The organism is Streptomyces sp. BHT-5-2, from assembly GCF_019774615.1.
Classification (GTDB): Bacteria; Actinomycetota; Actinomycetes; order Streptomycetales; family Streptomycetaceae; genus Streptomyces.
Genome location: NZ_CP081496.1, coordinates 177,286 through 203,954 on the forward strand (window position 1 = coordinate 177,286; position 26,669 = coordinate 203,954).

General features: G+C 70.1%; 20 protein-coding genes and 2 tRNA genes. 4 read left to right on the top strand and 18 right to left on the bottom strand.

The window, feature by feature from the left end:
• Positions 1 to 494 precede the first annotated feature (494 nt).
• The 3 genes from K2224_RS00815 to K2224_RS00825 all read right to left on the bottom strand — a co-directional run bounded on the left by K2224_RS00815 (position 495) and on the right by K2224_RS00825 (position 5,019).
• Positions 495 to 884 (bottom strand): rodlin, encoded by a 390-nt coding sequence (locus K2224_RS00815; protein ID WP_221904696.1) that lies wholly within the window; start codon positions 882 to 884, stop codon positions 495 to 497.
• A 473-nt stretch (positions 885 to 1,357) separates the two neighbouring features.
• Positions 1,358 to 3,304 carry a TIGR03960 family B12-binding radical SAM protein gene (locus K2224_RS00820; protein WP_221904697.1) on the bottom strand — a complete coding sequence of 649 codons (1,947 nt, stop codon included), beginning with the start codon at positions 3,302 to 3,304 and terminating at the stop codon, positions 1,358 to 1,360.
• A gap of 128 nt (positions 3,305 to 3,432) precedes the next feature.
• Positions 3,433 to 5,019 (bottom strand): CYTH and CHAD domain-containing protein, encoded by a 1,587-nt coding sequence (locus K2224_RS00825; RefSeq protein WP_221904698.1) that lies wholly within the window; start codon positions 5,017 to 5,019, stop codon positions 3,433 to 3,435.
• 155 nt (positions 5,020 to 5,174) lie between these two features.
• On the opposite strand from K2224_RS00825, the gene K2224_RS00830 reads away from it, so the two are divergent.
• Positions 5,175 to 5,663, top strand: a complete 489-nt coding sequence (locus K2224_RS00830) for an ATP-binding protein (protein ID WP_221904699.1) — start codon at positions 5,175 to 5,177, stop codon at positions 5,661 to 5,663.
• A 19-nt stretch (positions 5,664 to 5,682) separates the two neighbouring features.
• Here K2224_RS00830 and K2224_RS00835 read toward each other — a convergent pair whose 3' ends face one another.
• The 9 genes from K2224_RS00835 to K2224_RS00875 all read right to left on the bottom strand — a co-directional run bounded on the left by K2224_RS00835 (position 5,683) and on the right by K2224_RS00875 (position 16,312).
• Positions 5,683 to 6,897: an FtsW/RodA/SpoVE family cell cycle protein gene (locus tag K2224_RS00835; RefSeq protein WP_221904700.1), complete on the bottom strand. Its 1,215-nt coding sequence runs from the start codon at positions 6,895 to 6,897 to the stop codon at positions 5,683 to 5,685.
• Positions 6,894 to 9,035 carry a penicillin-binding protein 2 gene (gene mrdA / locus K2224_RS00840; protein ID WP_221904701.1) on the bottom strand — a complete coding sequence of 714 codons (2,142 nt, stop codon included), beginning with the start codon at positions 9,033 to 9,035 and terminating at the stop codon, positions 6,894 to 6,896. Before mrdA ends, K2224_RS00835 begins: the two co-directional genes overlap by 4 nt.
• Entirely contained in the window at positions 9,032 to 9,766 is a 735-nt protein-coding gene (gene mreD / locus K2224_RS00845; RefSeq protein ID WP_221904702.1) for a rod shape-determining protein MreD, read from the bottom strand. Before mreD ends, mrdA begins: the two co-directional genes overlap by 4 nt.
• A gap of 3 nt (positions 9,767 to 9,769) precedes the next feature.
• The gene (gene mreC, locus K2224_RS00850) at positions 9,770 to 10,699 is read right to left on the bottom strand and encodes a rod shape-determining protein MreC (RefSeq protein WP_221904703.1); all 930 of its coding nucleotides are present in this window, start codon (positions 10,697 to 10,699) and stop codon (positions 9,770 to 9,772) included.
• Positions 10,700 to 10,932: 233 nt separating this feature from the next.
• The gene (locus tag K2224_RS00855) at positions 10,933 to 11,952 is read right to left on the bottom strand and encodes a rod shape-determining protein (RefSeq protein ID WP_003985182.1); all 1,020 of its coding nucleotides are present in this window, start codon (positions 11,950 to 11,952) and stop codon (positions 10,933 to 10,935) included.
• Positions 11,953 to 12,250: 298 nt separating this feature from the next.
• Positions 12,251 to 12,664 (bottom strand): nucleoside-diphosphate kinase, encoded by a 414-nt coding sequence (gene ndk, locus K2224_RS00860; RefSeq protein WP_221904704.1) that lies wholly within the window; start codon positions 12,662 to 12,664, stop codon positions 12,251 to 12,253.
• A 220-nt stretch (positions 12,665 to 12,884) separates the two neighbouring features.
• Positions 12,885 to 13,229 (bottom strand): DUF4233 domain-containing protein, encoded by a 345-nt coding sequence (locus K2224_RS00865; protein ID WP_221904705.1) that lies wholly within the window; start codon positions 13,227 to 13,229, stop codon positions 12,885 to 12,887.
• Positions 13,230 to 13,235: 6 nt separating this feature from the next.
• Complete coding sequence (locus K2224_RS00870) at positions 13,236 to 14,762, bottom strand: folylpolyglutamate synthase/dihydrofolate synthase family protein (protein ID WP_221904706.1); 1,527 nt, start codon at positions 14,760 to 14,762, stop codon at positions 13,236 to 13,238.
• A 101-nt stretch (positions 14,763 to 14,863) separates the two neighbouring features.
• Positions 14,864 to 16,312 carry a penicillin-binding protein 2 gene (locus tag K2224_RS00875; protein WP_221904707.1) on the bottom strand — a complete coding sequence of 483 codons (1,449 nt, stop codon included), beginning with the start codon at positions 16,310 to 16,312 and terminating at the stop codon, positions 14,864 to 14,866.
• Between the two features lie 283 nt (positions 16,313 to 16,595).
• Here K2224_RS00875 and K2224_RS00880 point away from each other — a divergent pair, with 283 nt between their 5' ends.
• Positions 16,596 to 17,813 (top strand): hypothetical protein, encoded by a 1,218-nt coding sequence (locus K2224_RS00880; protein WP_221909350.1) that lies wholly within the window; start codon positions 16,596 to 16,598, stop codon positions 17,811 to 17,813.
• On the opposite strand, the gene K2224_RS00885 is transcribed toward K2224_RS00880, so the two are convergent.
• A complete protein-coding gene (locus K2224_RS00885; RefSeq protein WP_221904708.1) occupies positions 17,779 to 20,397 on the bottom strand; it encodes a valine--tRNA ligase in 2,619 nt (872 codons plus the stop codon). The two genes, K2224_RS00880 and K2224_RS00885, sit on opposite strands and share 35 nt — an antisense overlap.
• A 169-nt stretch (positions 20,398 to 20,566) precedes the next feature.
• Between K2224_RS00885 and K2224_RS00890 the strand changes: the two genes are divergently transcribed.
• Entirely contained in the window at positions 20,567 to 21,529 is a 963-nt protein-coding gene (locus tag K2224_RS00890; RefSeq protein ID WP_221904709.1) for a hypothetical protein, read from the top strand.
• 89 nt (positions 21,530 to 21,618) lie between these two features.
• Here the strand turns inward: K2224_RS00890 and clpX are convergent, their stop codons facing one another.
• The 5 genes from clpX to K2224_RS00915 all read right to left on the bottom strand — a co-directional run bounded on the left by clpX (position 21,619) and on the right by K2224_RS00915 (position 26,393).
• Positions 21,619 to 22,902: an ATP-dependent Clp protease ATP-binding subunit ClpX gene (gene clpX, locus K2224_RS00895; RefSeq protein ID WP_221904710.1), complete on the bottom strand. Its 1,284-nt coding sequence runs from the start codon at positions 22,900 to 22,902 to the stop codon at positions 21,619 to 21,621.
• 161 nt (positions 22,903 to 23,063) lie between these two features.
• Positions 23,064 to 23,738 carry an ATP-dependent Clp protease proteolytic subunit gene (locus K2224_RS00900; RefSeq protein ID WP_313904738.1) on the bottom strand — a complete coding sequence of 225 codons (675 nt, stop codon included), beginning with the start codon at positions 23,736 to 23,738 and terminating at the stop codon, positions 23,064 to 23,066.
• Positions 23,739 to 23,802: 64 nt separating this feature from the next.
• On the bottom strand, positions 23,803 to 24,405 hold the full coding sequence (locus K2224_RS00905) for an ATP-dependent Clp protease proteolytic subunit (RefSeq protein WP_221909351.1): 603 nt from the start codon (positions 24,403 to 24,405) through the stop codon (positions 23,803 to 23,805).
• A gap of 302 nt (positions 24,406 to 24,707) precedes the next feature.
• Positions 24,708 to 26,105, bottom strand: a complete 1,398-nt coding sequence (gene tig / locus K2224_RS00910; RefSeq protein WP_221904711.1) for a trigger factor — start codon at positions 26,103 to 26,105, stop codon at positions 24,708 to 24,710.
• Between the two features lie 211 nt (positions 26,106 to 26,316).
• Positions 26,317 to 26,393, bottom strand: a tRNA-Pro gene (locus K2224_RS00915).
• Positions 26,394 to 26,528: 135 nt separating this feature from the next.
• On the opposite strand from K2224_RS00915, the gene K2224_RS00920 reads away from it, so the two are divergent.
• Positions 26,529 to 26,599, top strand: a tRNA-Gly gene (locus K2224_RS00920).
• The last annotated feature ends 70 nt before the right edge of the window (positions 26,600 to 26,669 follow it).

Sequence of the window (26,669 nt, forward strand, 5' to 3'; positions counted from 1 at the left end):
CGCGCATATGCCCTAAGCATTCGACTGCGGCCACTGCCGCTCATCAGCTTCCACCCGCGGCAGACGACGCAGACAGCCGAAAGGCCCCTCACACCCACTCACTCTGAGTGGACGTTCGAGGGGCCTCCCTGTGTCGGCAGAGGCGTTCTGGGCACCTCTGCCGACCGGACGACGGATCGCCAGCGCTCCGAGACACCGACACCGAGCGCGCTCAGCACCTCAACCCTCTCGACTTCTATGACGTCAGTCACGGCATCGGCGATCCGTCGTAAGGCATCGCTCACGTCACTGACCGTTTGCGCCGGTCGCCGGCTTCTTCACGCTCAGCGGCAGCAACTCCTCACCGCCCTGGCTCAGTTGTGGCCATGTATCGAACTGCGGGCAAACGAGCGCCGCAAGCTCCCTTCCGAGCGATTCGGCCAACCCGCTTCGGCCGTAGCGCCATAGGCGCACCCCCTGCCACCGAAAGCCCCAGGTACGGCCTAGCCCAGCTGTCACCCGTTATCGACGCCGTTGCTGCTCAGGACTGGGATCTGGTCGAGGATGTGCGAGAGCGGCTCGTCGCCCTTGGCCTGGGTGGAGTTGTCGGTGCACTGCTGGTTCTGTGGTGCGGACAGAATCGGGATGTCCTGGAGCGAGACGATGTTCACCAGGCCGATGAGTTGCTGGATGTTGGCCTTGATGGGGATCGCGACGCAGGGCCGATTGAGGGTGCCCTCGATCAGGGACAGCTGCGGGTCCATAGCGCCGTGGGTAGCCGTGTTGCCGTATGCATCCTGCGCATGGTTGCCGTTACGTGTGCCCGTATCGGCTGCCGCCGGAGCGGCGCTCACCACGCCGAGGGTGAGCATGAGTGCTGCTGCTGCGAGAGCGTGCTTGATCACTCTGTTCCTTCCGGTCTGGGGAACAGGCGACTTTCGGAACGAATCCCCCACCGGCCCATCCCCCCACGGATGCGGCTGACACACAGGCCAGCCGATGACGGTCGTACGTCATGCTCGACAACTGGACTGCGACGGAACCATATTTAAGGCGGATCCCCCACTCACGAGTGAACGGCTCCGAGCCCCAGAGCTTCTCGCACCGTCATGAGCGGTGGCGTCACGGCCCCAGCCCCCGGCGACCGTCAGAAACCAGGACCCACGCACACCCGAAGGCCCCTCACACCCACTCACTCGGAGTGGACGTTCGAGGGGGCCTTCCTGTGTCGGCGGAGGCGTTCTGGGGGCCTCTGCCGACGCGACGGATCGCCGATGCTCCGAGACACCGGCACCGAGCGCGCTCAGCACCTCAGTCATCTCAAATCTCTGTGACGTCAGTCACGGCGTCGGTGATCCGTCGTAAGGCGTCGTTCGCGTTACTGGGGGTTTGCGCTGGTCGCGGGCTTCTTCACGCTCAGCGGCAGCAACTTCTTGCCGGTCGGGCCGATCTGGATGTGGGTGTCCATCTGCGGGCACACGCCGCAGTCGAAGCACGGGGTCCAGCGGCAGTCCTCGACCTCGGTCTCGTCGAGGGCGTCCTGCCAGTCCTCCCAGAGCCAGTCCTTGTCGAGGCCGGAGTCGAGGTGGTCCCAGGGCAGGACCTCCTCGTAGGTGCGCTCGCGGGTGGTGTACCAGTCGACGTCCACGCCGAAGTCGGGCAGCGTCTTCTCGGCGCACTCCATCCAGCGGTCGTAGGAGAAGTGCTCGCGCCAGCCGTCGAAGCGGCCGCCGTCCTCGTAGACCGCGCGGATGACCGCGCCGATGCGGCGGTCGCCGCGGGAGAGCAGGCCCTCGACGATGCCGGGCTTGCCGTCGTGGTAGCGGAAGCCGATGGAGCGGCCGTACTTCTTGTCGCCGCGGATCTTGTCGCGCAGCTTGGCCAGGCGGGCGTCGGTCTCCTCGGCGGAGAGCTGGGGCGCCCACTGGAAGGGGGTGTGCGGCTTGGGGACGAAACCGCCGATGGAGACCGTGCAGCGGATGTCGTTGGACTTGGCGACCTCGCGGCCCTTGGCGATGACGTTGACCGCCATGTCGCCGATCTGGAGGACGTCGTCGTCGGTCTCGGTCGGCAGACCGCACATGAAGTAGAGCTTCACCTGGCGCCAGCCGTTGCCGTAGGCGGTGGCGACGGTCCGGATCAGGTCCTCTTCGGAGACCATCTTGTTGATGACCTTGCGGATCCGCTCGCTGCCGCCCTCGGGGGCGAAGGTCAGGCCGGAGCGGCGCCCGTTGCGGGTCAGCTCGTTGGCGAGGTCGATGTTGAAGGCGTCGACCCGGGTGGACGGGAGCGACAGGCCGATCTTGTCTTCCTCGTACCGGTCGGCGAGGCCCTTGGCCACGTCGCCGATCTCGGTGTGGTCCGCGGAGGACAGCGACAGCAGGCCGACCTCCTCGAATCCCGTGGCCTTCAGGCCCTTGTCCACCATCTCGCCGATGCCGGTGATGCTTCGCTCCCGGACGGGACGCGTGATCATGCCGGCCTGGCAGAAACGGCAGCCGCGGGTGCAGCCACGGAAGATCTCGACCGACATCCGCTCGTGGACGGTCTCGGCCAGGGGGACGAGCGGCTGCTTGGGGTAGGGCCACTCGTCGAGGTCCATGACGGTGTGCTTGGAGACCCGCCACGGGACGCCGGAGCGGTTCGGGACGACGCGCGAGATGCGGCCGTCGGCGAGGTACTCGACGTCGTAGAACCGGGGGACGTAGACGTTGCCGGTGCGGGCCAGCCGGAAGAGGAGCTCCTCGCGGCCGCCGGGACGGCCCTCGGCCTTCCACTCGCGGACGATCCGGGTGATGTCCAGGACCGCCTGCTCGCCGTCGCCGATGACCGCGCAGTCGAGGAAGTCGGCGATCGGCTCGGGGTTGAAGGCGGCGTGCCCGCCGGCCAGCACCACCGGGTGGTCCTCGGTACGGTCCTTCGCCTCCAGCGGGATGCCCGCCAGGTCGAGGGCGGTGAGCATGTTGGTGTAGCCGAGCTCGGTGGAGAAGCTCAGGCCGAACACGTCGAAATCGCCGACCGGGCGGTGGCTGTCGACGGTGAACTGCGGCACCTTGTGCTCGCGCATCAGCGCTTCGAGGTCCGGCCAGACGCTGTAGGTGCGCTCGGCGAGGACGCCGTCCTGCTCGTTCAGCACCTCGTAGAGGATCATGACGCCCTGGTTGGGCAGCCCGACCTCGTAGGCGTCGGGGTACATGAGCGCCCAGCGGACGTCGCACTCCTGCCACGGCTTGACCGTGGAGTTCAGCTCACCGCCGACGTACTGGATGGGCTTCTGCACATGCGGGAGCAGAGCTTCGAGCTGCGGGAAAACCGACTCGGACATCTCGAACCTTCGTGGGCTGACAAGGGGCGACTCACAAGCGTAACCCGCCCGGGGGCACCCTCCGGCACGGCGATCCTGGAAGGCGGCGCCCCGGGACGCCGTGCGGACGGGCGGGGAGGCCGCCCCGTTCACCCCCGCAGCGCCTGGCGGAGCCCGCGGCGGGAGACCTTCGTCCAGAGCCCCGGCAGCTCCCGTTCCCGGCGGTCGGCCAGGGCCTCCTCTCGGCCGTGCAGCAGGCCGAAGGTGAAGCCGTTCTCGCCGGCCCGGTGGGCCTGGGCCGCCAGCTCGCGCAGGGCGGCGCGGGCGACCACGCTGTCCTGGTGGTCGCCGAGCAGCTGCTGGAGCTGTTTGGCGCGCCGGGTGAACTTCCGGGCCGGGCGACCGAGCGCCGGGGTGGCCGCCTCCGCGGCGTACCGGGTGCGCTTGGCGGCCTTGCGGGCGTTGTGCAGCGCCTCGTCGCGGGCCGGTCCGGCGGGGGTGTCGAGGGCGTCCTCGACGCGGCGGGCCAGCCGCCGGTAGTCCTTGAGGACGGCGCCGGCGACGACGGAGCGGGCGGGGCGGGCGGCGGGGCCGCGCAGCGGAGGGGCGCCGAGCAGGGCGTGCAGGTCGTCCAGGAGGGCGAGGTAGCGGGGGCCGTCGAGGGCGTCGAGCAGCCGGTCGCGGGCGCCCGCGCCGCGCCGGACCGACCAGGTGCGCAGCCGGGCCCGGACCGGCCCCAGCCGCAGTGTGCGGGGTACCCCGGCCAGGGCGGTGGTGAGCCGGTCGGCGAGCACCTCCTGGTCCCGGCCGACGCCCAACTCCGCGGCCAGCCACTTGAGTTCGACGCCCAGCGGGTCGGTGGCGGCGCGGTCGAGGACCTTGCCGTACGAGCGGAAGGCGCTGCGCAGCCGGCGGGTGGCGACCCGCATCTGGTGCACCGCGTCGGGCAGTTCGCGCCGGACCGCCGGGTCCAGCTCGACGAGGGCCCGCACCTGCGCGCGGACGTAGCGGAGGACGACGTCGCCGGCGGTGTCGGCGGAGCGGTCGGGGCCGTCGGCGCCCTCGGTGACCCCGGGGCCGTCGGCGGTGGGCCGGGTGGCGGCCGCCGGCGACGTCTCGGCCAGGGCGCGGGCCAGTTTCGACGGGGCCGCGGCGGGGCGCACACCGGCCTCGGTCAGCACCCGCTCGACCTCGTCCAGCAGCTCCTGGCCGGCGCCGACGCCCGGTGCCAGCTCGACCTCGATCTCCCGCCAGCGGGTCTTCCGCCGCACGCCCTCCGGGTGCAGCCGCCGGGCCCGCACCTCGTCCACCGCGACCTCGGCGAGCGGCCGGCCGGCGGCGTCGCAGAGGTCGTGGACGGTGCGCCGGGTGCGGAGGCGGACGAGGGGGACGAGGGCGGCGCCGCGGGTCCGGGAGCGGACCAGGGCGGTGAGTTCGGCGGGCGGGGCGTCGGAGAGCGGGGCGCGGATCTCGTCGCGCACCGCGCCGGTGACCTCAGGGAGCACGACCGGGAGTTTGAGGTGCCAGCCCTCGTCGGGGCCGCCGGTGCGCCGGCGGAGGGTGACACCGTCCGCGGCGAGGCGCAGGTCGGCGGTGTCGTAGTAGACGGCGTCCAGGTCCCGGGGGTCGCGCTCCGCCGCGGTGGCGACCCGGCCGGCGCGGGTCAGGTCGGGCAACCGGCCGGCGTCGGGGCCCGCTTCGTATTTCCGCTCGATTTCTCGCACGGTGTCCGCCATGCATCGAATCTAGTCAGCCAAGGGGCTACCGACCAGCCGTCCGGCATCGATATGCGCCGAGAACGGGGTGGCACCGTCGACACACGGTGTTTTACGGTGTGTTACTGACTACGCACGCAGCGTGGCAATCGGCTCGACCGACTCCGGGAGACACCGTGCACCCCGACACCGCAGCCCTCGCCCGGCCCGCCTTCCGCATCGCGGCGGGCGCCCGCCCGTATCTGCTCACGGCGCCCAGCCGGCCCGGCACCCCGAAGACCGCCCGGGACTTCGTCCGCGCGCTGCTGGGCGACGGGCCGCTCGCCGCGCTCCGGGACACCGCCGTCCTGCTCACCTCGGAGGCGGTGACCAGGGCGCATCTCCGAACGCCCGGTTCCGCGGACATCCTGCTGCGGGTGCTGACCGCGCCGCACGGTCTGCGGATCAGCGTGCACGACGAGGGCCCGGCGCTGGTCCCCTCCCCGGCCCCCAAGGGTCTCCGGCAGGCTCCGGTCCAGGGGGGACCCCCATGCCCGCCCGGCGACCGGGACCCGGCGCACGGACTGCTGCTGATCAGCCGGCTCGCCGACGACTGGGGGACGACCCCGTTCGAGGGGCCGCCGCACACCACGTCCCTGTGGTTCGAGCTGCACACGGGCCGCTGACCCGGCGCGGGCCGCGGGTTCAGCGGGAGGCCGAGACCGGCCGTTGGACGCGGATCGACTGCAGCAGCCCGATGGCGATCCACACCGCGAACATCGACGTGCCGCCGTAGGAGACGAACGGCAGCGGCAGACCGGTGACGGGCATGATGCCCAGGGTCATCCCGACGTTCTCGAAAGCCTGGAAGGCGAACCACGCGATGATGCCGGCGGCCACGATCGTGCCGTAGAGCTCGCCGGTCTCCCGCGCGATCCGGCAGGCACGCCAGAGCACGACGCCGAGCAGCAGGATGATCAGGCCCGCGCCGACGAAGCCCAACTCCTCGCCGGCGACGGTGAAGATGAAGTCGGTCTGCTGCTCGGGGACGAACTGGCCGGTGGTCTGGCTGCCGTGGAAGAGGCCGGAGCCGGTGAGCCCGCCGCCGCCGATGGCGATCCGGGCCTGGTTGGTGTTGTAGCCGACGCCGGCCGGATCCAGGCTCGGGTTGGCGAACGCGGCGAAGCGGGCGATCTGGTAGGCGTCCAGCAATCCGAGCTGCCAGATGGCGACGCAGCCGACGACGCCGGTGCCCAGCAGGCCCAGGATCCAGCGGTTCGAACAGCCGCTGGCCAGCAGCACGCCGAGGATGATGGCGCCGAGCACCATCACCGAGCCGAGGTCGGGCATCAGGAGGATCACGCCCACCGGGATGGCGGCCAGGCCCAGCGCCTGGACGACGGTGCGGTGGTCGGGATAGGGGCGGTCGCCTGCGTCGACCCGGGCCGCCAGGATCATCGCCATCCCCAGCGTGATGGTGATCTTGGTGAACTCCGCGGGCTGGAGCGAGAAGCCGCCGGGGATCGCCAGCCAGGAGCGGGAGCCGTTGATGGTGGCGCCCAGCGGGGTCAGCACCAGGATCGCCAGCACCACCGAGACGCCGAAGAGGACCGGCACGGCGCCGCGCAGGGTGCGGTGGCCGAGCCAGATGGTGCCGGCAGCCAGCCCGATGCCGATGGTGGTGTTCAGCAGGTGGTGGACGAAGAAGAAGAACTCGTCGCCCCTGTTGAGCTCGGTGCGGTTGCGGGTGGCGGAGAAGACCAGCAGCGACCCCATCAGGGAGAGCACCAGGCAGGACAGCAGCAGTATCCAGTCGAGCCTGCGCACCACGGAGTCGCGTGCCGTCAGCCGGCCCCAGACGCCCCGGTCGGGGGCGTAACGGCGGACGGAGAAGGTCCGGGAGAAGAGCGGTGTGGTCACTGCTGGGGGCTCCCGGAGGGGGACGGCGACGGGTCGGCCGGCGGCTTGATGGGCGGCGAGAGGATGGTGCCGTCGCTCTCGATCTTGGGCAGCTTGTTCTCCGGTGCGGGGAGCAGCGCGGCCTTGGGGTCGATCTCGCCCTTGTCGTTGACGCCGTAGAGCGCGTTGTAGATGCTGCGGACGGCCGGGCCGGAGGCGCCGGATCCGGTACCACCCTGGGAGATGGTCATCACGACCGCGTAGTCCTTGGTGTACGTCGCGAACCATGAGGTGGTCTGCTTGCCGTAGACCTCGGCGGTACCGGTCTTGGCGTGCATCGGGATCTTGTCCTGCGGCCAGCCCTGGAAGCGCCAGGCGGCGGTGCCCCGCTCGGTGACGCCCTGGAGCGCGGCGTCGATCTGCTTGATGGTCTCCGGGGTGTCCGGCAGATGGCCGTGCGCCTCGGGCCGGATCGTCCGCACCGACTTTCCGTCGGGGCTGACGACGGCCTTGCCGACGAGGGGGTTGTAGAGGGTGCCGCCGTTGGAGAGCGCCGCGTAGATCGTCGCCATCTGGATCGGGGTGACGAGGGTGTCACCCTGGCCGATGGCGTAGTTGATCGAGTCGTAGGCGTGCAGCTTCATGCCTTCGAGGCAGTTCTCCCGGGCGAGCTTGGAGACGTAGTCGTTGCCGTCCTTGGGGTGCGCGCACCAACTGTCCTTGTTCGCCTTCCAGAAGGCGTTCTTCCACTGGCGGTCGGGGACCCGGCCGCGCACCTCGTTGGGCAGGTCGATGCCGGTCTCCTTGCCGAGACCGAACTGGTGGGCCGTCCGGTAGAACCAGTCGCGGGGGTTGTTGACCGGCTTGTCCCCGCCGTCCTTCTTCCACTCGTCGTGGCCGATCCGGTAGAAGACGGTGTCGCAGGAGACCTCCAGCGCACGGCCCAGGCTGATGTCGCCCTCCGACTCGCCCTCGAAGTTCCGGAAGACCTGGCCGCCGATGCTGTACGCGCTGGTGCAGGGGTAGTGGCCGTCGAAGGGGTAGCCGGCGTTGACCGCGGCCGAGGTCGAGATGACCTTGAAGATCGAGCCGGGGGCGGCCTGCCCCTGGATGGCGCGGTTGAGCAGCGGGTAGTTGGAGCTCTTGCCGGTCAGCTTGGCGTAGTCCTTGCCGGAGATCCCGCCGACCCAGGAGTTGGGGTCGTAGGTGGGGTTGGAGGCCATCGCCACCACCCGGCCGGTCTTCGCCTCCATGACGACCACGGCGCCCGAGTCGGCCTTGTAGTTGGTGCCGGTGTTCCGGTCCATCTGGGAGCGGGCGTCCTTCATGGCCTTGTCGAGCTGCTGTTCCGCTATGGCCTGGACGCGGGCGTCGATGCTGGTGACCAGGGTCGAGCCGGCCTGGCCCTTGTCGCTGTCGGCCTGCCCGATGACCCGGCCGAGGTTGTCGACCTCGTAGCGGGTGACGGCGGCCTTGCCGCGCAGGTAGTTGTCGTACTGCCGCTCCAGGCCCGACCGGCCGACCTGGTCCGAGCGCAGCAGCGGCGAGGGGCCGTTCTTGGCCTTCTGGATCTCCGCGTCGGTGACCGGCGAGAGGTAGCCGAGGACCTGCGCGGTGTTGGCCTTGCCGGGGGCCGGGTAGCGGCGGACGGCGGTGGGCTGGGCGCTGATGCCGGGGAAGTCCTCGGAGCGCTCGCGGATCTGCAGGGCCTGCTGGGTGGTGGCCTTGTCGGTGATCGGGATCGGCTGGAAGGGCGAGCCGTTCCAGCAGGGCTGCGGGGTCTTGGCGTCGCAGAGCCGGACCTTGTTGCGGATCTCCTGCACCGGCATGTCCAGCACCTTGGCCAGCCGGGCGAGGACGGCCTTGCCGCCGTCCTTCATCTTCATCAGGTCGGTGCGGTTGGCGGAGACCACGAGCCGGGTCTGGTTGTCGGCCAGCGGCACGCCGCGGGCGTCGAGGATGGAGCCGCGGGTGGCGGGCTCGATGACCTGCTGGACGTGGTTGGACCTGGCCTTGGCCGCGTACTCCTGGCCGTTGCGGATCTGGAGGTACCAGAGCCGCCCGCCGAGCGTCGCCAGCAGCGAGAAGACCAGGATCTGAATGGCGATCAGCCGGGTGTTGATACGGGAGGTCCGCCCCGTCTCCGGAATATTGCTCACAGCCGCTTGACCCCCTTGATGCCCTTGACCCCCTTGGCGCGCCCGCCGCGGCCCGGCTTGGGCACCCGGCCGGTGCGGATCGCCTTCATGGCGTTGCGGCTGGCCTTGAGGCCGGTGCCGGTGGTGAGCCACCCGCCGGCCCACGAACCGCCGCCGAGGCCGCCGCCGGCCCAGCCCTGGCGCCCGGCGACCGCCCCGGTGGTGCCGCCGGCATCCGTGGCCAGCGGGTCGTGCTCGGTCCTGCGCGCCACCGCCATCACCAGCGGAACGGTGAACGGTGCGAGCAGCAGATCGTAGAGAGTGGCGCTGAGCACCAGTCCGACCAGGCCGACATGGCGGGCCGCGGTGTCGCCGACCAGGGAGCCGACGCCGGCGTACAGCAGCGTCGAGCCGATCGCGGCGGCGATCACCACCACCAGCGGCAGGGTCGCCGAGCGGTGCTGGCCGTTGTCCGGCTTGGTCAGGCCCGCGGCGTAGCCGATGACGCACAGGACCAGGGCGTAACGGCCGATGGCGTGGTCGGCGGGCGGGGCGAGGTCGGCGAGCAGCCCGGCGCCGAAGCCGATCAGCGAGCCGCCGACGTGGCCGTAGACCAGGGCCAGGCCGACCACCACCAGCATCAGCAGATCCGGTACGGCGCCCGGCAGATGGAGTCTGGCGAGGATGCCGACCTGGACGATCAGGGCGATCACCGCCAGCGGGGCGGCGAGCAGGATCCGGTTGATGCGCATCGGTCAGCTCCTGGGTGAAGCGCTCTCGGAGGGTGTGGCCGTGACGGTGACCGTCGGTGTCGGCCTGGGCTTGACCGGGGGTGGCAGGACGGTGTCCCGCGGGTCCTTGCGGGGCGGCTGGACGACGACGCCGACGACGTCGAGGGAGGAGAAGGAGACGAACGGCCGGACCTGGAGCGTGCGGGTCAGATCGCCGTTGAGCGGCTCGACCTTGGTGACCGCGCCGACCGGCACCCCGGGCACGAACGGCTTGTCCTTGCTGGAGCCGAAGGTGACCAGCCGGTCGCCCTTCTTGACGTCGGCCCGGCCGTTGAGCAGCTCGACGCGGAGCGAGCGGACGCCCTGCCCGTTGGCGAAGCCGATCTCGTTGGTCTTCTCCATCCGGGTGCCGACGGTGAACTCCGGGTCGGCGGCGAGCAGCACGGTGGAGGTGTGCGGGGTGACGGTGGTGATCCGGCCGACCAGCCCGTCGCCGTTGAGGACGGTCATGTCGCGGACGATGCCGTCGCGGCTGCCGGCGTCGATGGTGACGGTCCAGGAGAAGCCCTGCGCGGAGCCGATGGCGATGACCTCGGCGCCCTTGATCGCGTACTGGCCGGCGGCCGCGGTCTTGAGGATCTTGTCGAGTTCGGCGGCGCGGTTGCGGTTGCGGTCCGGGGAGCCGAGCTTGAGCTTCAGCGCGGCGTTCTCGTGCTCCAGGTCGCTGATGCGGTTGTGGCGCTCGCCGGAGTCGCGTACGGCGCTGACGGCGTTTCCGACCGGGTTGACGAGGCGGGCCACGCCGCGCTCCACCGGGCCGAAGGCGGAGGCGGCGGCCTGCCGGGCGCCGTCGAGCGGGGACTGTTCGCCGCCGCGGATATCGACCGTGATCAGCGCGAACGCGATCGCGATCAGCAGCACCAGCAGCAGCCGGCTCTCTCGTGTGTCCCTCACGTGCGGCGGCCGTGTCCTTCCTCGTAGGACCGGCCGGCTACGGGCCCCGCCGGTCTCGTTCGGGGGTTGAGTGCCTTGCTGTGACGGCGCGGTGGTGGAGCGTCAGTGCACCGTGTCTGTGGGAGCGTTGCGGTATGGCCCGGCGATCCGCCGGGCGGATCGGCCGTTTCTGTATGGTGCCCGGCCCGCGCGAACGCCGTGTGACGCCCGCGCGACAGGCCGGGACCGGTGGTTCAGCGGCGCGGCTGGGAGTCCAGGACCTGCTGGAGCGCCTCGAACTCCTCGACGCACTTGCCGGAACCGAGCGCCACCGAGTCGAGCGGGTCCTCGGCGATGTGGATCGGCATACCGGTCTCGCGGCGCAGCCGCTCGTCGAGGCCGCGCAACAGGGCGCCGCCACCCGTCAGAACGATGCCGCGGTCCATCACGTCACCGGACAGCTCCGGCGGGCACTTGTCCAGTGTCGTCTTGACCGCGTCGACGATGGAGTTGACCGGCTCCTCGATGGCCTTGCGGACCTCGGCGGCGGAGATGACGACGGTCTTGGGCAGACCCGAGACCAGGTCGCGGCCGCGGATCTCGGTGTGCTCGTCCTGCTCCAGGTCGTACGCCGAACCAATGGTGATCTTGATGGACTCGGCGGTGCGCTCGCCCAGCAGAAGGCTGTACTCCTTCTTGATGTGCTGGATGATCGCGTTGTCCAGCTCGTCGCCGGCGACCCTGATGGACTGGGCGGTGACGATGCCGCCGAGCGAGATGACCGCGACCTCGGTGGTGCCGCCGCCGATGTCCACGACCATGTTGCCGGTGGCCTCGTGGACCGGGAGGCCGGAACCGATCGCGGCGGCCATCGGCTCCTCGATGATGTGCACCTGGCGGGCGCCGGCCTGGGTCGACGCCTCGATGACCGCGCGGCGCTCAACTCCCGTGATACCGGAGGGAACGCAGACCACCACCCGCGGACGGGCCAGGTAGCGACGCTTGTGGATCTTGAGGATGAAGTACCGGAGCATCCGCTCGGTGATCTCGAAGTCGGCGATCACCCCGTCCTTCAGGGGCCGTACGGCGACGATGTTGCCGGGGGTCCGGCCGATCATCTTCTTCGCCTCGGCGCCGACGGCGAGGATGCCGCCGGTGTTGGTGTTGATGGCCACGACCGACGGTTCGTTGAGGACGATGCCGCGGCCCCTGACGTACACCAGCGTGTTGGCGGTCCCGAGGTCGACAGCCATGTCACGGCCGATGAACGACATGTTGTTCCCCATGAGGATACGTCTGGCCTTCCCAACTGGAGCGAATGCTTACTTTGAGGTCGGCAGGAGGTGATGCGCCGTGCGACGCGGAAGCCCCCATCGTAGTTCGTAGTGGGTTCCCACTCGAACACGGCAGGAGGCCGTTCCGCCATTGTCAGCCGTACACGCACCCGCCCCCCTTAATGGTGACGTCGTGTCGCGGGAACGCGTTCCCCCGCTCGCGGCGAATACACCGAGGGGCGACCGATGATTTCACCGGTCGCCCCTGGTCACAAGGGGGTTGGCCGTACTCTTCGGATCAAGAAATGCCAGGGAAGAAAATCTTGATCTCCCGCTCGGCGGACTCTTCGGAATCCGAGGCGTGGATGAGATTTTCTCGGGTGATCGTTCCGAAGTCCCCACGAATGGACCCACTGGGCGCGGCAATCGGGTCAGTGGGCCCGGCCAGCGCGCGGACACCCTCGATGACCCGCTCCCCCTCGACGACCAGCGAGACGACCGGCCCGGAGGACATGAACTCCACCAGCGGCTCGTAGAACGGCTTGCCGACGTGCTCGGCGTAGTGCTGCTCCAGCACCTCGCGGTCGAGGGTGCGCAGTTCCAGCGCGGTGATCGTCCAGTTGGCCTTGCGCTCGATGCGGCGGATGATCTCGCCGATCAGACCGCGCTCGACGGCATCGGGCTTGAGGAGGACGAGGGTGCGCTGGCTCACGGAGGGACTCCCTGTATCTGAACGGCGATCAGCGGTGCCAGGCTATCGCCCGAATACGGGGCGTCCGTTGCCGGGTGGCTGAGCCCGCCCGCCCACGGCAGCCCCACCGGGCTTCCTCTCCACCCCACAACGGGAGGCGACCAACAGCCCCGCGCAGCGGCCCGGCGCCGCAGGCGCAACAAGGCGAAACCCTACGGCGGGAAAGCCGACAACGTGGGGCTCAGCCCGCCGTCGTCGCCTCGGCCGCGAAGCGGGCCTTCGCCTCGTCCACCTTGCGGCCGAAGTGGACCGAGGCCCACCACAGGGCGGCGAAGACCGCGCCGAGGAAGAACATCGTGGGGACGACCAGGCCGCTGGCGATCAGGGCGATCTGGAGTGCCCAGCCCAGCTGCACCCCGCCGGGGCGGGACAGCATCCCGCACAGCAGCAGGCTCAGCAGCATCGCGACACCGCTGACGATCCAGATGGTGGCCCGGGAGATGTCGGTGAGCTGCATCGCGACCAGGCCGGCGAAGCCGATCACGAAGAACTCTCCTATCAGGGTGCCGGCACACAGGGTGCGCATGGTCCGTCAGTTCCTTCCCAGAAGCAGCCGGGCCTCGCCGACCGTGATCACCGAGCCGGTCACCAGCACGCCGGCGCCGGAGAACTCGCCCTCCTCCTCGGCGAGGGTGATCGCCGCCTCCAGGGCGTCGTCCAGCCGCGGTTCGACCTGGACGCGCTCGGCGCCGAAGACCTCCACCGCGACGGCGGCCAGCTCGTCCGGATCCATCGCCCGCTGGCTGGAATTACGCGTCACCACGACCTCGGCGAAGATCGGCTCGAACGCCTCCAGGAAGCCCCGGACGTCCTTGTCGTCGCTGGCGCCGACGACGCCGATCAGCCGGCTGAAGCCGAACGCCTCGCTGACCGCCTCCGCCGCCGCCCGGGCACCGCCCGGATTGTGCGCGGCGTCCAGCACCACCGTGGGACTGCGCCGGACCACCTCCATCCGGCCGGGCGAGCTGACCGCGGCGAACGCGGCGCGGACGGTGTCGATGTCGAGGGTGCGGGCGTGGCCGGCGCCGATGCCGAAGAACGCCTCGACGGCGGCGAGCGCGACCGCGGCGTTGTGCGCCTGGTGGGCGCCGTGCAGCGGGAGGAAGACCTCCGGGTACTCGCCGCCGAGGCCGCGCAGGGTCAGCATCTGGCCGCCGACCGCCACCTCGCGGGAGAGCACGCCGAACTCCATGCCCTCGCGGGCGACCGTGGCGTCCACCTCGACGGCGCGCTTGAGCATCACCGAGGCCGCGTCCACCGGCTGCTGGGCGAGGACGACGGTGGCGTCCTTCTTGATGATCCCGGACTTCTCGCCGGCGATCTGCTCGGGCGTCTCGCCCAGCCGGTCGGTGTGGTCCAGCGAGATCGGGGTGATCACGGCGACGTCGCCGTCGATGACGTTGGTCGCGTCCCAGGTGCCGCCCATGCCGACCTCGACGACCGCGACGTCCACCGGCGCGTCGGCGAACGCGGCGAAGGCCATCGCGGTGAGCACCTCGAAGAAGGAGAGGCGGTGCTCCTGCTGGGCGTCGACCATCTCGACGTACGGCGCGATGTCGCGGTAGGTCTCGATGAAGCGCTCGGCGGAGACGGGGCTGCCGTCGAGGCTGATCCGCTCGGTGACGGACTGGACGTGCGGGCTGGTGTAGCGGCCGGTGCGCAGCTCGAAGGCGCCGAACAGGGCCTCGATCATGCGGGCGGTGCTGGTCTTGCCGTTCGTCCCCGTGATGTGGATGGAGGGGTAGGCGCGCTGGGGGGAGCCCAGGATGTCCATGAGCGCGGCGATGCGCGCGGTCGACGGGTCCAGCTGGGTCTCGCCCCAGCGGCCGCCGAGCTCCTCCTCGACGGCGCGCAGCGCGCGGTCGACCTCCGGGTCGGCGGGGCGGGCCGGGACCTGCTCCCCCTGCGGCGGCCCGGCCTGGGCGCGCAGGGTCCGGCTGCCGGCCTCGATCACGGCGAGGTCGGGGTCGCGCTCGGTCTCCGCCTCCACCATCTCCTCGAAGGCGTCGGCCGGGTCGGGCGTCGGGTCGGGATCGTCGTTCTGGGGGCGCTCGCTCACGACGACAAGTCTACGAGGCGCCACCGACAACGGGCCGGCGCCGCCCCTCGCGCCGCCGCTGCCGGCCCGGCCGCCCGCCGACCGCCCGGCCGCCGCGCCGGTCAGGACAGCGCGGCCTGCATCATCGCCTTGGCGATCGGGGCCGCCAGGCCGTTGCCGGAGACCTCGTTGCGGGCCGCGTGCCCGTCCTCGACCATCACCGCGACCGCGACCCGGTGCCCCTTGCCGTCGTCGGCGTACGAGACGAACCAGGCGTACGGCGTGCCGCTGTTGTCGACGCCGTGCTGGGCGGTGCCGGTCTTGCCGCCGACGGTCACCCCGTCGATCTTCGCGTTGGACCCGGTGCCCTTGTCCACGACCGTCTGCATCGCCGAGCGCAGCTGTGCCGCGGTCCGGCCCGACATCGCCTGGTGGTAGGTCTTCGGGCCGTTCTGCTGGAGGGTGTTGCCGCCGCCGTCGGTGAGCTTGTCGACCAGCTGCGGGGTCTTCAGGTCGCCGCCGTTCGCGATCGCCGAGGCGACCATCGCCATCTGGAGCGGGGTGGCCTGGTCGTCGAACTGGCCGATCCCGGAGAGCGCGGTCTGCGCCTGGTCCATGTCCGAGGGGTAGACGCTCTTGGTGGCGCGTACCGGGACGTCCATCTTGGCGTCGTTGAAGCCGAACTTCTCGGCCTGCGCCCGCACCTTGTCCTTGCCCAGGTCGACGGCCATCTTGGCGAAGACGGTGTTGCAGGAGTACTGGAGCGCGGTGCGGATGGTGGCGTTCTCGCAGGGCGCCGAGGCGCTCTCGTTGGTCAGCTGGGTGCGGGTGTTCGGCAGGGTGTACGGGTCGGGGCTGTCGGTGGCCTGGTCCACCGAGGAGTACAGGCCGTTCTCCAGCGCGGCGGCGGCCACCACCAGTTTGAAGGTGGAGCCGGGCGGCAGCGGCTGGCGCAGCGCGCGGTTGAGGTTCGGCTGACCGCCGTCCTTCGTCAGGGCTTCCCACGCCTTCTGGTCGGCGGCGGAGGACCCGGCGAACTTCCCCGGGTCGTACGACGGAGTGCTGACCATGCCCAGGATGCGGCCGGTCGCCGGGTCCAGGGCGATGGCCGCACCGGTCTTGCCGCCCAGCGCCTCGTAGCCGGCCTTCTGCACCTTGGGGTCGATGGTGGTGGCCACGTCGCCGGCCTTGGGGCGCTCGTGCAGCAGGGTGTCGGCGGGGCTCTGGAGGCGGCTGTCGGTGCCGCCGAGCAGCGGGCCGTAGAGGCTCTCCAGCTGGGTGCTGCCGAAGATCTGCGACGAGAAGCCGGTGACCGGGGCGTAGAGCGGGCCGTCCTTGTAGGTCCGCTTGTACTTCAGCGAGGAGGAGGTGGCGGCCGAGCCGGTGACCGGCTGGCCGTCGACGAGGATGTTGCCCAGCGGCGAGGAGTACCTGGCGATGTTCACCCGCGGGTTGTGCGCGTCCTCCCGGTAGTCGCTGGCCTTGGCACCCTGGATCCAGGTGGCCCAGCCCATCAGTGCCAGGATCAGCGAGAGGCAGCAGACCGAGATCCGTCGCAGAGGTCTGTTCACGGGCGCGGCTCCTCGGTGTTCGGGACGGGACCGGGCATGCGTTTCCGCCGGAACCCCGGCATTCCGGTCCACGGTGCCTCGGCTTCATGAGAGCGTCATGAGAAGCGCGTAACCCCTGGATGTGAGGGATCGAACCGCCGGGCGGGACAACCTTTCCGCCGTCGCACGCCCTCTTCCACGGCGGGGTCTGAAAAGCCCCGGACCGTAAGAACGTGCGACCGCGGTCGTCGCGAAGAGTGTGGAAAGCAGGAGCTGAAGAAGCGTGCCGGCAATCAGTCAGCGGATGCATTTGGTGCTGCTCACCGCATGGACCGTGCTGTGGTTCATGATCGTCGAACCGCACGGCGGCTTCTCCTGGCACTATCTGCGCACCGGCGGCGAGCTGATCTACCAGGGCGCCTCCGGCGACGGCACCGGCGGCCTCAACCTCTACGCGCACCACCCCGAGCTCCAGATGGGGCCGATCAGCTTCCTGACCGCCGGGCTGTTCAACCCGTTCCCGGAGGCCACCGGGCAGTTCCTGGCCGCGGCCCTGATGTCCGCGCTGGGCCTGGTGATCCTGGTGCTGGCCGGCCGCAGCGCGGCCCACCACTTCCTGGGCACCGGCACCAACCACCAGCGGCTGCGGCAGCGGGTGCTGATCGCCGGGCTGGCGTTCATCCCCATGTGGATCGAGGTCGCGGTCCGCTTCGGGCACCTCGACGACGTCCTGGCGCTGTTCTTCACCGCCCTCGCGGTCCGCGCGGTCACCAGCGGCAACGCGGCCCTGACCGGCGTGTTCCTGGCACTGGCGATGGACTCCAAGCCGACCGCGCTGGCCTTCGTCCCGCTGCTGCTGGCGCTCCCCCGGCACCAGTGGCTCAAGGCCGGCCTGTGGTGCGCGGGGCTGGTCGCGGTCGCCTGGCTGCCGTTCTTCCTCGGCGACGCCCAGTCCTTCGCCGCCGCCAAGTTCGCCATCCCCAACCAGCCGGCGTCCGCGCTGCGCTGGCTCGGCGCCGACGACCCCGAGACGCCCGGCTGGGTCCGGCCCGCGCAGTTCGGCCTCGGGCTGGTGCTCGGCGGGCTGGCGGTCTGGCGGGGCCGCTGGGCGGCGGTGGTGCTGCTCGGCGCCAACGCCCGGATCGTCCTCGACCCCAGCGTCTACACCTACTACACCGCGTCGGTCCTGCTCGGCACGCTGCTGTGGGACGTCATCGGGCAGCGCCGCCTGGTGCCCTGGTGGAGCTGGCTGGCGCTGCTGGTCCTCTACGGAAGTGTCTTCGCGATCCCCGACGACTCGGCACGGGGCCTGATCCGGCTGGCGTTCGTGGCGGTCTCCACGGCTTACGTACTGCTCTGGCCGGTCCGGGAACGGGGCGACCGCGGCGGCCGGCGGGGACGCCGGGGACGGCGCAGGCCCCCCGCCCGTACGGACGAGGGGCCTGCGGAGGAGGCTGCGGGGCCCGGCGGATGGCCGGGCGCGCCGACTACGCCGTGGGCAGGGCCGCCAACTGCGCGGTGATCCGCTCGATGTCGGCGTCCGCGGTCGCCAGCCGGCCGCGGATCTTCTCCACCACCGGCTCCGGCGCCTTGGCGAGGAACGCGTCGTTGCCCAGCTTGGCGGTGGCCTGCTTCTTCTCCTTCTCGGCCGCGAGCAGGTCCTTCGTCAGCCGCTTGCGCTCCGCCTCGACGTCGATCGCGCCGGACAGGTCCAGGGCGACGGTGGCGCCGGCGACCGGCAGGGACGCGGTGGCGGTGAAGCCCTCGGCGGCCGGCGTCAGGCGCAGCAGGGAGCGCATCGCGGTCTCGTGCGGCGCCAGCGCGGTGCCCGTCAGGTCCAGCCGTGCGGGGACCTTCTGGCCCGGCTGCAGGCCCTGGTCCGAGCGGAACCGGCGGACCTCGGTGACGACCTGCTGGAGCGTCTCGATCTCCCGCTCGGCCGCCGCGTCCCGGAAGCCGGAGTCCGCCGGCCAGTCGGCGATGACCACCGACTCGCCGCCGGTCAGCGTCGTCCACAGCGTCTCGGTGACGAACGGCACGACCGGGTGCAGCAGCCGCAGGGTGACGTCCAGGACCTCGCCGAGCACCCGGCGGGAGGCGTCGGCGGCCGGGCCGCCCGCCATGAACGTCGTCTTCGACAGCTCCACGTACCAGTCGAAGACCTCGTCCCAGGCGAAGTGGAAGAGGGTGTCCGACAGCTTGGCGAACTGGTAGTCGTCGTAGTACGCGTCGACCTCGGCGACGACGGAGTTCAGCCGGGAGAGGATCCACCGGTCGGTCGCCGACAGGGCCTGGGCAGGCGGGAGTTCGCCCTCCACCGTCGCGCCGTTCATCAGCGCGAAGCGGGTGGCGTTCCAGATCTTGTTGGCGAAGTTCCGGGAGCCCTGCACCCAGTCCTCGCCGATCGGGACGTCGACGCCGGGGTTGGCGCCGCGGGCGAGCGTGAACCGCACCGCATCCGACCCGTAGGTGTCCATCCAGTCCAGCGGATTGACCGCGTTGCCGAAGGACTTGGACATCTTCTTGCCGAACTGGTCGCGGACCATGCCGTGCAGCGCGATGGTGTGGAACGGCGGGGTGCCGTCCATCGCGTACAGGCCGAACATCATCATCCGGGCGACCCAGAAGAAGAGGATGTCGTAGCCGGTGACCAGGACGGAGTTCGGGTAGAACTTCGTCACGCTCGGGGTCTGCTCGGGCCAGCCCAGCGTGGAGAACGGCCACAGACCGGAGGAGAACCACGTGTCCAGGACGTCGGTGTCCTGGTGCCAGCCCTCGCCGCTCGGCGGCTGCTCGTCCGGACCGACGCAGACGACCTCGCCGTTCGGCCCGTACCAGACGGGGATGCGGTGGCCCCACCACAGCTGGCGCGAGATGCACCAGTCGTGGAGGTTGTCGACCCAGCCGAAGTAGCGGGACTCCATCTCCTTGGGGTGGATCGCGACCTTGCCCTCGCGGACCGCGTCACCGGCGGCCTTCGCCAGCGGGCCGACCTTGACCCACCACTGCATCGACAGCCGCGGCTCGATGGTGGTCTTGCAGCGCGAGCAGTGCCCGACGGAGTGGGTGTACGGGCGCTTCTCGGCGACGATCCGGCCCTCGGCGCGCAGCGCGCCGACGATCGCCGACCGGGCCTCGAAGCGGTCCAGCCCCTGGAACGGGCCGTGCGCGGTGATCACGCCGCGCTCGTCGAGGACGGCCAGGTTGGCCAGGTCGTGCCGGCGGCCGATCTCGAAGTCGTTCGGGTCGTGCGCCGGGGTGACCTTGACCGCGCCGGTGCCGAACTCCGGGTCGACGTGCTCGTCGGCGACGACCGGGATCCGCCGGCCGGTCAGCGGCAGTTCGATCTCGGTGCCGACGAGGTGCGCGTACCGCTCGTCCTCGGGGTGGACGGCCACGGCGGTGTCGCCGAGCATCGTCTCGGCGCGGGTGGTGGCGACGACGATGGCGGCGTCCCCCTCGCCGTAACGGATCGAGACCAGCTCGCCCTCGTCGTCCTGGTACTCCACCTCGATGTCGGAGATGGCGGTCAGACAGCGCGGGCACCAGTTGATGATGCGCTCGGCGCGGTAGATCAGCTCGTCGTCGTAGAGCCGCTTGAAGATCGTCTGGACGGCCTTGGACAGGCCCTCGTCCATGGTGAAGCGCTCCCGCGACCACGCGACGCCGTCACCGAGCCGACGCATCTGGCCCGAGATCTGGCCGCCCGACTCGCCCTTCCACTGCCAGACGCGCTCGACGAACGCCTCGCGCCCCAGGTCGTGCCGGGACACGCCCTCCTTGGCGAGTTCGCGCTCGACGACGTTCTGGGTGGCGATGCCGGCGTGGTCCATGCCCGGCTGCCAGAGCGTCTCGTAGCCCTGCATGCGCTTGCGGCGGGTGAGCGCGTCGATGAGCGTGTGCTCGAAGGCGTGCCCCAGGTGCAGGCTGCCCGTGACGTTCGGCGGCGGGATGACGACGGTGTACGGCGGCTTCTCGCTCTTCTCGTCCGCCTCGAAGTAGCCCCGCTCTACCCAGCGCTCGTACAGCGGCCCCTCTACCTCGGCCGGCGTGTACTGAGTCGGCAGTTCGGGGACGCTGTGCTTCTGCTGAGTGTTCTCGGTCACGACCGACAGTGTACGGGCGCCCGCGTTGCGGCTTCGAATCGGTTTCGCCCCCGGGGCACCGGTTGTCGGCGGCGTCGTACAGGATGTCGGGAGCGCATAAACATCACGCCGACGCCCGGACGCCACGCGCAGCACTCCGGCGTCACCGCAGTCACGAGGGGACCGCTCCATGAGCTTCAACCAGCCGCCTCCGGGCCCGTACGGCCAACAGCCCCAGCAGCCGGGCCCGTACGGCCAGCCGCAGCCGCCCGCCCCGCAGCCCGGCTACGGCTACCCGCAGCAGGGCGGCCCGGTGCCTCCCCAGCAGGGCTACGGCTACCCTCAGCAGGCCCCGCAGCAGCAGTTCCCGCAGCAGGCCCCGCAGCCGCCCTACGGCCAGCCCCAGCAGCCGGGCCCGTACGGCCAGCAGCCCCCTTACGGCGGCCAGCAGACCCCCTACGGGATGATCCCCCAGGAGCCGGAGACCGGCGGCGGCAGCGGCAAGAAGGTCGGCCTGATCATCGGCGCCGTCGCGGTGGTCGCGGCGATCGGCGTCGGCGCGTACTTCGTCTTCGGCTCGGGCGGCCAGGTGAAGCCGTACACGATCTCGTTGCCGGACAGCCTGCTGAGCGGGCAGTTCAGCAAGGTCCAGAAGCCCGGCGGCACCGGCGGTGCCGAGGACTTCTCCAACGACAAGGAGGCCAAGGCCCTTGGGATCACCAGCGCCAAGGGCGTCGGCGGCACCTACAAGGACCCCTCTGGGCTGCAGTTGTCGGTGTCCGGCGTGTACGGAAACGTCGCCGATCCGCAGGGCGCTGTCACCCAGGCGTTCGCCAAGTTCAACGACGGCCTCAAGAACGGCTCAAGGAAACCGACGATCGAGGACGTCACACCGCCTACCGCGTATTCGCCCAGCGGCTTCGACGGCGATGTCCTCAAGTGCGAGACGAAGAAGCTCACCTATTCGATCAGCGGGATGACCGTGCCCGTCACGGCCTCCGTCTGCATCTGGGGCGACAACAGTGCCCTCGGAGTGGTCACCATGTCGGCCATGCCCAACCCCAACGGCGGCGGCTCCGCCACCACCCCCAGCGCCGAGCAGCTCGCCGACAAGACCGCCAAGATCCGCAACGAGGTCCGCAAGGAGAAGTAGCGGCGGCGCCGCGCCGTCCGTACCGGCACACACCACCGCCCGGCAGCAACTGCGCTGCCGGGCGGTGGCGTTGGAAGGCGGTGGTGCCGTTACGCGCTCTTCTCGTGGGGTTCGCCGGAGTCGCCGCGGGTGCGGGGGACGAGGGTGGGGTTGACGTTGGAGTGGACCACGTCGGCGGTGATGACGACGCGGGCGACGTCCTTGCGGGACGGGATCTCGTACATCACCGCCTGGAGGACCTCCTCCATGATGGCGCGCAGGCCGCGCGCGCCGGTGCCGCGGAGGATGGCCTGGTCGGCGATGGCCTCCAGGGCCGGGCGGTCGAAGTCCAGCTCCACGCCGTCGAGTTCGAAGAGCCGCTGGTACTGCTTGACCAGGGCGTTGCGCGGCTCGACGAGGATCTGGAGGAGCGCCTCGCGGTCGAGGTTGTGGACCGAGGTGAGGACGGGGAGACGGCCGATGAACTCGGGGATCATCCCGAACTTCACCAGGTCCTCCGGCATGACCTCCTGGAGCCGGTCCTTGGACTCGATCTCGCGCTTGGAGCGGATGGTGGCGCCGAAGCCGATGCCCTTGGCGCCGGACCGGGCCTCGATGATCTTCTCCAGGCCGGCGAAGGCACCGCCGACGATGAAGAGCACGTTGGTGGTGTCGATCTGGATGAATTCCTGGTGGGGGTGCTTGCGGCCCCCCTGGGGCGGCACGGAGGCCGTGGTGCCCTCCAGGATCTTCAGCAGGGCCTGCTGGACGCCCTCGCCGGAGACGTCCCGGGTGATCGACGGGTTTTCGCTCTTCCGGGCGACCTTGTCGATCTCGTCGATGTAGATGATGCCGGTCTCGGCCTTCTTGATGTCGAAGTCCGCGGCCTGGATCAGCTTCAGGAGGATGTTCTCGACGTCCTCGCCGACATAGCCGGCCTCGGTCAGCGCGGTCGCATCGGCAAACGCGAAGGGGACGTTGAGCATCCGGGCGAGGGTCTGCGCGAGCAGGGTCTTGCCGGAGCCGGTGGGGCCGAGCAGCAGGATGTTGGACTTGGCCAGCTCGATGCCCTCGTCGCCGCGACCGGGGCCGTTCTCGCCCGCCTGGACGCGCTTGTAGTGGTTGTACACGGCCACCGAGAGCGCCTTCTTGGCGGGCTCCTGGCCGACGACGTAGCCGTTGAGGAACTCGTAGATCTCGCGGGGCTTGGGGAGTTCCTCCCAGCGCACCTCGGAGGTCTCGGCGAGCTCTTCCTCGATGATCTCGTTGCAGAGATCGATGCACTCGTCGCAGATGTACACACCAGGTCCCGCGATGAGCTTCTTCACCTGCTTCTGGCTCTTTCCGCAGAACGAGCACTTGAGCAGGTCGCCGCCGTCACCGATGCGTGCCACGAGGTGAATCCCCTTCGCCTGGGATCCGCATTGCTCCGCGGACCCGGGTGCTTGCCTATCGACGGTACCTTGCCGGGCCCCCCGTACGGGCCCCCCTTGGACCGACTCGGTTCACTCGGTCCAAGGGGGCAACACTCCGGCGCATTTCGCGAAGATCGCGATCAGACGGAGACGGAGGTCTTCCGCGTCGAGACGATCTGGTCGACCAGACCGTACGCCAGCGACTCCTCGGCGGTGAGGATCTTGTCACGCTCGATGTCCTCGCGGATCTTCTCGATCGGCGTGGACGAGTGCTTGGCCAGCATCTCCTCCAGCTGCTGGCGCATCCGCTGGATCTCGCGGGCGGCGATCTCCAGGTCGGAGACCTGGCCGCGGCCGGTCTCGCTGAACGGCTGGTGGATCAGGACCCGGGCGTTGGGCAGCGCCATGCGCTTGCCCGGGGTGCCGGCCGCCAGCAGCACGGCCGCCGCGGAGGCCGCCTGGCCCATGCAGACCGTCTGGATGTCGGGCTTGACGAACTGCATGGTGTCGTAGATCGCCGTCAGCGCGGTGAAGGAACCACCGGGGCTGTTGATGTAGACCGAGATGTCGCGGTCCGGGTCCATCGACTCCAGGCACAGCAGCTGGGCCATGACGTCGTTGGCGGAGGCGTCGTCGATCTGCACCCCGAGGAAGATCACCCGCTCCTCGAAGAGCTTCGCGTACGGGTCGTACTCGCGCACGCCCTGCGAGGTGCGCTCGACGAAGCGCGGAACGATGTAGCGGGACTCGGCGGTCATGCCGGAGAACTCGGCCTTCGTGCGCTCGTAAAGGCCGCTTCCGGGGTAGTTGTTCATCTGGAGGTTCACCGTCCTGGTGGCGAGAGGGGCTGGGGTCGACTGCGGGGCCTGTGTCCGGGGCTCAGGCCCCGGTGCCGCCCCCGCCCGGGACACTGGCGGCGGAGTGCATGACCTCGTCGATGATGCCGTACGCCTTGGCCTCCTCGGCGCTGAACCAGCGGTCGCGGTCGGCGTCCTTGGTCCACTGCTCCAGGGTCTGGCCGGTGTGGTGCGCGGAGAGCTCGCCCAGGCGCTTCTTCGTGCGGAGCAGCTGGTCGGCGTGGATCTTGATGTCCGAGGCCGAGCCCGCCAGGCCGGCGGAGGGCTGGTGGATCAGGATCTCGGCGTTCGGCAGCGCGAAGCGCTTGCCCGGCGTGCCGGCGCTCAGCAGGAACTGGCCCATCGAGGCGGCGAGGCCCATGGCGATGGTGACCACGTCGTTCTTGATGTACTGCATGGTGTCGTAGATCGCCATGCCGGCCGGGACCGAGCCGCCGGGGGAGTTGATGTAGAGGTAGATGTCCTTGTCGGGGTCAGCGGCCAGGAGCAGCAGCTGCGCCGTGATCTTGTTGGCGATGTCGTCGTCGACCGGCTGGCCGAGGAAGATGATCCGCTCGCCGAGCAGCCGGTTGTAGACCTGGTCGCCGAGGCCACCGATGGTCGGCTCAGCGGCGGCGGAAGGCATCGGGATCGTCACGTGTCCACCTGCTCGTTGTCGGACGGCTCGCGACCGTCTCAGCGTCGTCTTCTGGGGCGTGGGGACCTGCGCCGTGTGGTGCGCCCGGCGCGCATTCGGAAACTCCCCTGCCCTCGTATCTACGGACCCTAACGCGCAGGTCGGACAACGCCATCCCGCAGCGAGAACTGTTCGCTGTGAGCGCAGGCTCACGGACCGGGACGAGAGACGGGCCCGAACACGCTCACGTGCGTGTTCGGACCCGTACTCACCGTTGGAAACGCCCGGGGAGACCCCGGACGGCCGGGGGCTCAGCCCTCGGTCTTGGCGGCCTCCTCGGCCTTCTCCTCGGTGCCCTCGGCCTCGGCGACGACGGCCTCGGCGGCCTCCGCCTCGTCCTCGTCCTCCAGGTCGACGGCCTCGCCGTTGGTGTCCTTGACCGAGGCGGCCTCGACGACCACCGCGAGGGCCTTGCCGCGGGCGACCTCGCCCACCAGCATCGGCACCTGGCCGCCCTCGACGACCGCCTGGGCGAACTGGTCGGGGCTCATGCCGGAGGACTGGGCACGCCGCATGAGGTGCTCGGTGAGCTCCTCCTGGCTGACGTTGAGCTTCTCCTTGTTGACCAGCTCGTCGAGGACGAACTGGGTCTTGATGCCCTTCTCCGCCTGCTCCTTGGTCTCGGCGTCGAACTCTTCCTCGCTCTTGCCCTGGAGCTCCAGGTACTTGGCGAGGTCGAGGCCCATCTGGCCGAGCTGGTGGTGCTCGAGGTTGTGCTTGCGGGTGCGGATCTCGTCCTCGAGCAGCTTCTCGGGGATCGGGACCTCGATCAGGCCGAGCAGCGCGTCCAGGACCTTCTCCTGGGCCTGGGTGGCCTGGTCGAACTTCTTCATCCGCTCCAGGCGCTTGCGGCTGTCCGCCTTGAGCTCGTCGAGGGTGTCGAACTCGCTGGCCAGCTGGGCGAAGTCGTCGTCCAGGGCGGGGAGTTCGCGGGCCTTGACCTCGGTGACGTCGACCTTGACCGAAGCCTCCTTGCCCTGGGCGGAGCCGCCCTTGAGCTCGGAGGTGAAGGTCGCGCTGCCGCCGGCCTCCAGGCCCTTGACGGCCTCGTCGATGCCGTCGAGGAGCTCACCGGAGCCGATGGTGTAGCTGACGCCGTTGGCGATGCCGTCGGCCAGCACCTCGCCGTCGACCTTGGCCTCCAGGTCCACGGTCACCACGTCGCCGTCCTCGGCGGCGCGCTCGACCGTGGTGGTCGAGGCGAAGCGCTCACGCAGCTGCTCGACCGACTTCTCGACGTCCTCGTCCGACACCTCGACGGCGTCGACCTCGACCTCGATGCCGGAGTAGTCCGGGATCTCCAGGGCGGGGCGGATGTCGACCTCGGCGGTGAAGGCCAGCAGCTCGTTGTCCTTGAGCTCGGTGATGTCCACCTCGGGCTGGCCGAGGACGTTCAGCTCCGCCTCGTTGACCGCGTTGGTGTAGAACTTCGGGAGCGCGTCGTTGACGGCCTCCTCCAGCACGGCGCCACGACCGAACCGCTGGTCGATGACGCGGGCAGGGATCTTGCCCTTGCGGAAGCCCTTCACCGTGACCTGCTGGTTGATCTTCTTGTACGCCGCGTCGAGGCTGTCCTTGAGCTCCTCGAAGGGCACCTCGACAGTGAGCCGAACCCGGGTCGGGTTCAGGGTCTCCACGGCGCTCTTCACGGTTCGGTCTCCTTGGGCTGACTTTGGGGGTTCTGCTTCAGACCAGCCGGCTTCCGGCACGTCCCGGTCCGGCCGATCGCGCCCGGTACAGAGACATACGGGCACGCAGCTTGCATAGTAACCGCAAGGAGGAGGGCACCCACAACGCGATCTTGATCGGACGCTTATGCCCGCTTTTGCCTGCTTCGCGGCATGCGGGACGGGTGCCTGCTGGTCGGGGTGGCCGGATTCGAACCGACGACCTTCCGCTCCCAAAGCGGACGCGCTACCAAGCTGCGCCACACCCCGTCGGTGCGACACGTAGGGTACATGGCCGAGGGCCGTGTGGCTGCCTGTTGTTCGAGAGCGCGGGGCAGTGTGCACGGCGGCGCCCTCACCCGCTACGATGCTCTGCGTGCCGAGGTCCGACCGACCGTGGCGCTCGCGGGCGTAGCTCAATGGTAGAGCCCCAGTCTTCCAAACTGGCTACGCGGGTTCGATTCCCGTCGCCCGCTCCGTAACGGCCCGGGGCCGGATCGCCGACTTTCTGCGATCCGGCCCCGGGCCGTTTTCGTCGGCCGCCGC

What these genes read in the sequence shown, in the direction of transcription:
- K2224_RS00820 (WP_221904697.1), bottom strand. Translation starts at nt 3,304, where the DNA reads ATGTCCGAGTCGGTTTTCCCGCAGCTCGAAGCTCTGCTCCCGCATGTG.
- K2224_RS00825 (WP_221904698.1), bottom strand. Translation starts at nt 5,019, where the DNA reads ATGGCGGACACCGTGCGAGAAATCGAGCGGAAATACGAAGCGGGCCCC.
- mreD (WP_221904702.1), bottom strand. Translation starts at nt 9,766, where the DNA reads ATGCGCATCAACCGGATCCTGCTCGCCGCCCCGCTGGCGGTGATCGCC.
- K2224_RS00855 (WP_003985182.1), bottom strand. Translation starts at nt 11,952, where the DNA reads ATGTCGTTCATCGGCCGTGACATGGCTGTCGACCTCGGGACCGCCAAC.
- K2224_RS00865 (WP_221904705.1), bottom strand. Translation starts at nt 13,229, where the DNA reads ATGCGCACCCTGTGTGCCGGCACCCTGATAGGAGAGTTCTTCGTGATC.
- K2224_RS00880 (WP_221909350.1), top strand. Translation starts at nt 16,596, where the DNA reads ATGCATTTGGTGCTGCTCACCGCATGGACCGTGCTGTGGTTCATGATC.
- K2224_RS00890 (WP_221904709.1), top strand. Translation starts at nt 20,567, where the DNA reads ATGAGCTTCAACCAGCCGCCTCCGGGCCCGTACGGCCAACAGCCCCAG.
- K2224_RS00900 (WP_313904738.1), bottom strand. Translation starts at nt 23,738, where the DNA reads ATGAACAACTACCCCGGAAGCGGCCTTTACGAGCGCACGAAGGCCGAG.
- K2224_RS00905 (WP_221909351.1), bottom strand. Translation starts at nt 24,405, where the DNA reads ATGCCTTCCGCCGCCGCTGAGCCGACCATCGGTGGCCTCGGCGACCAG.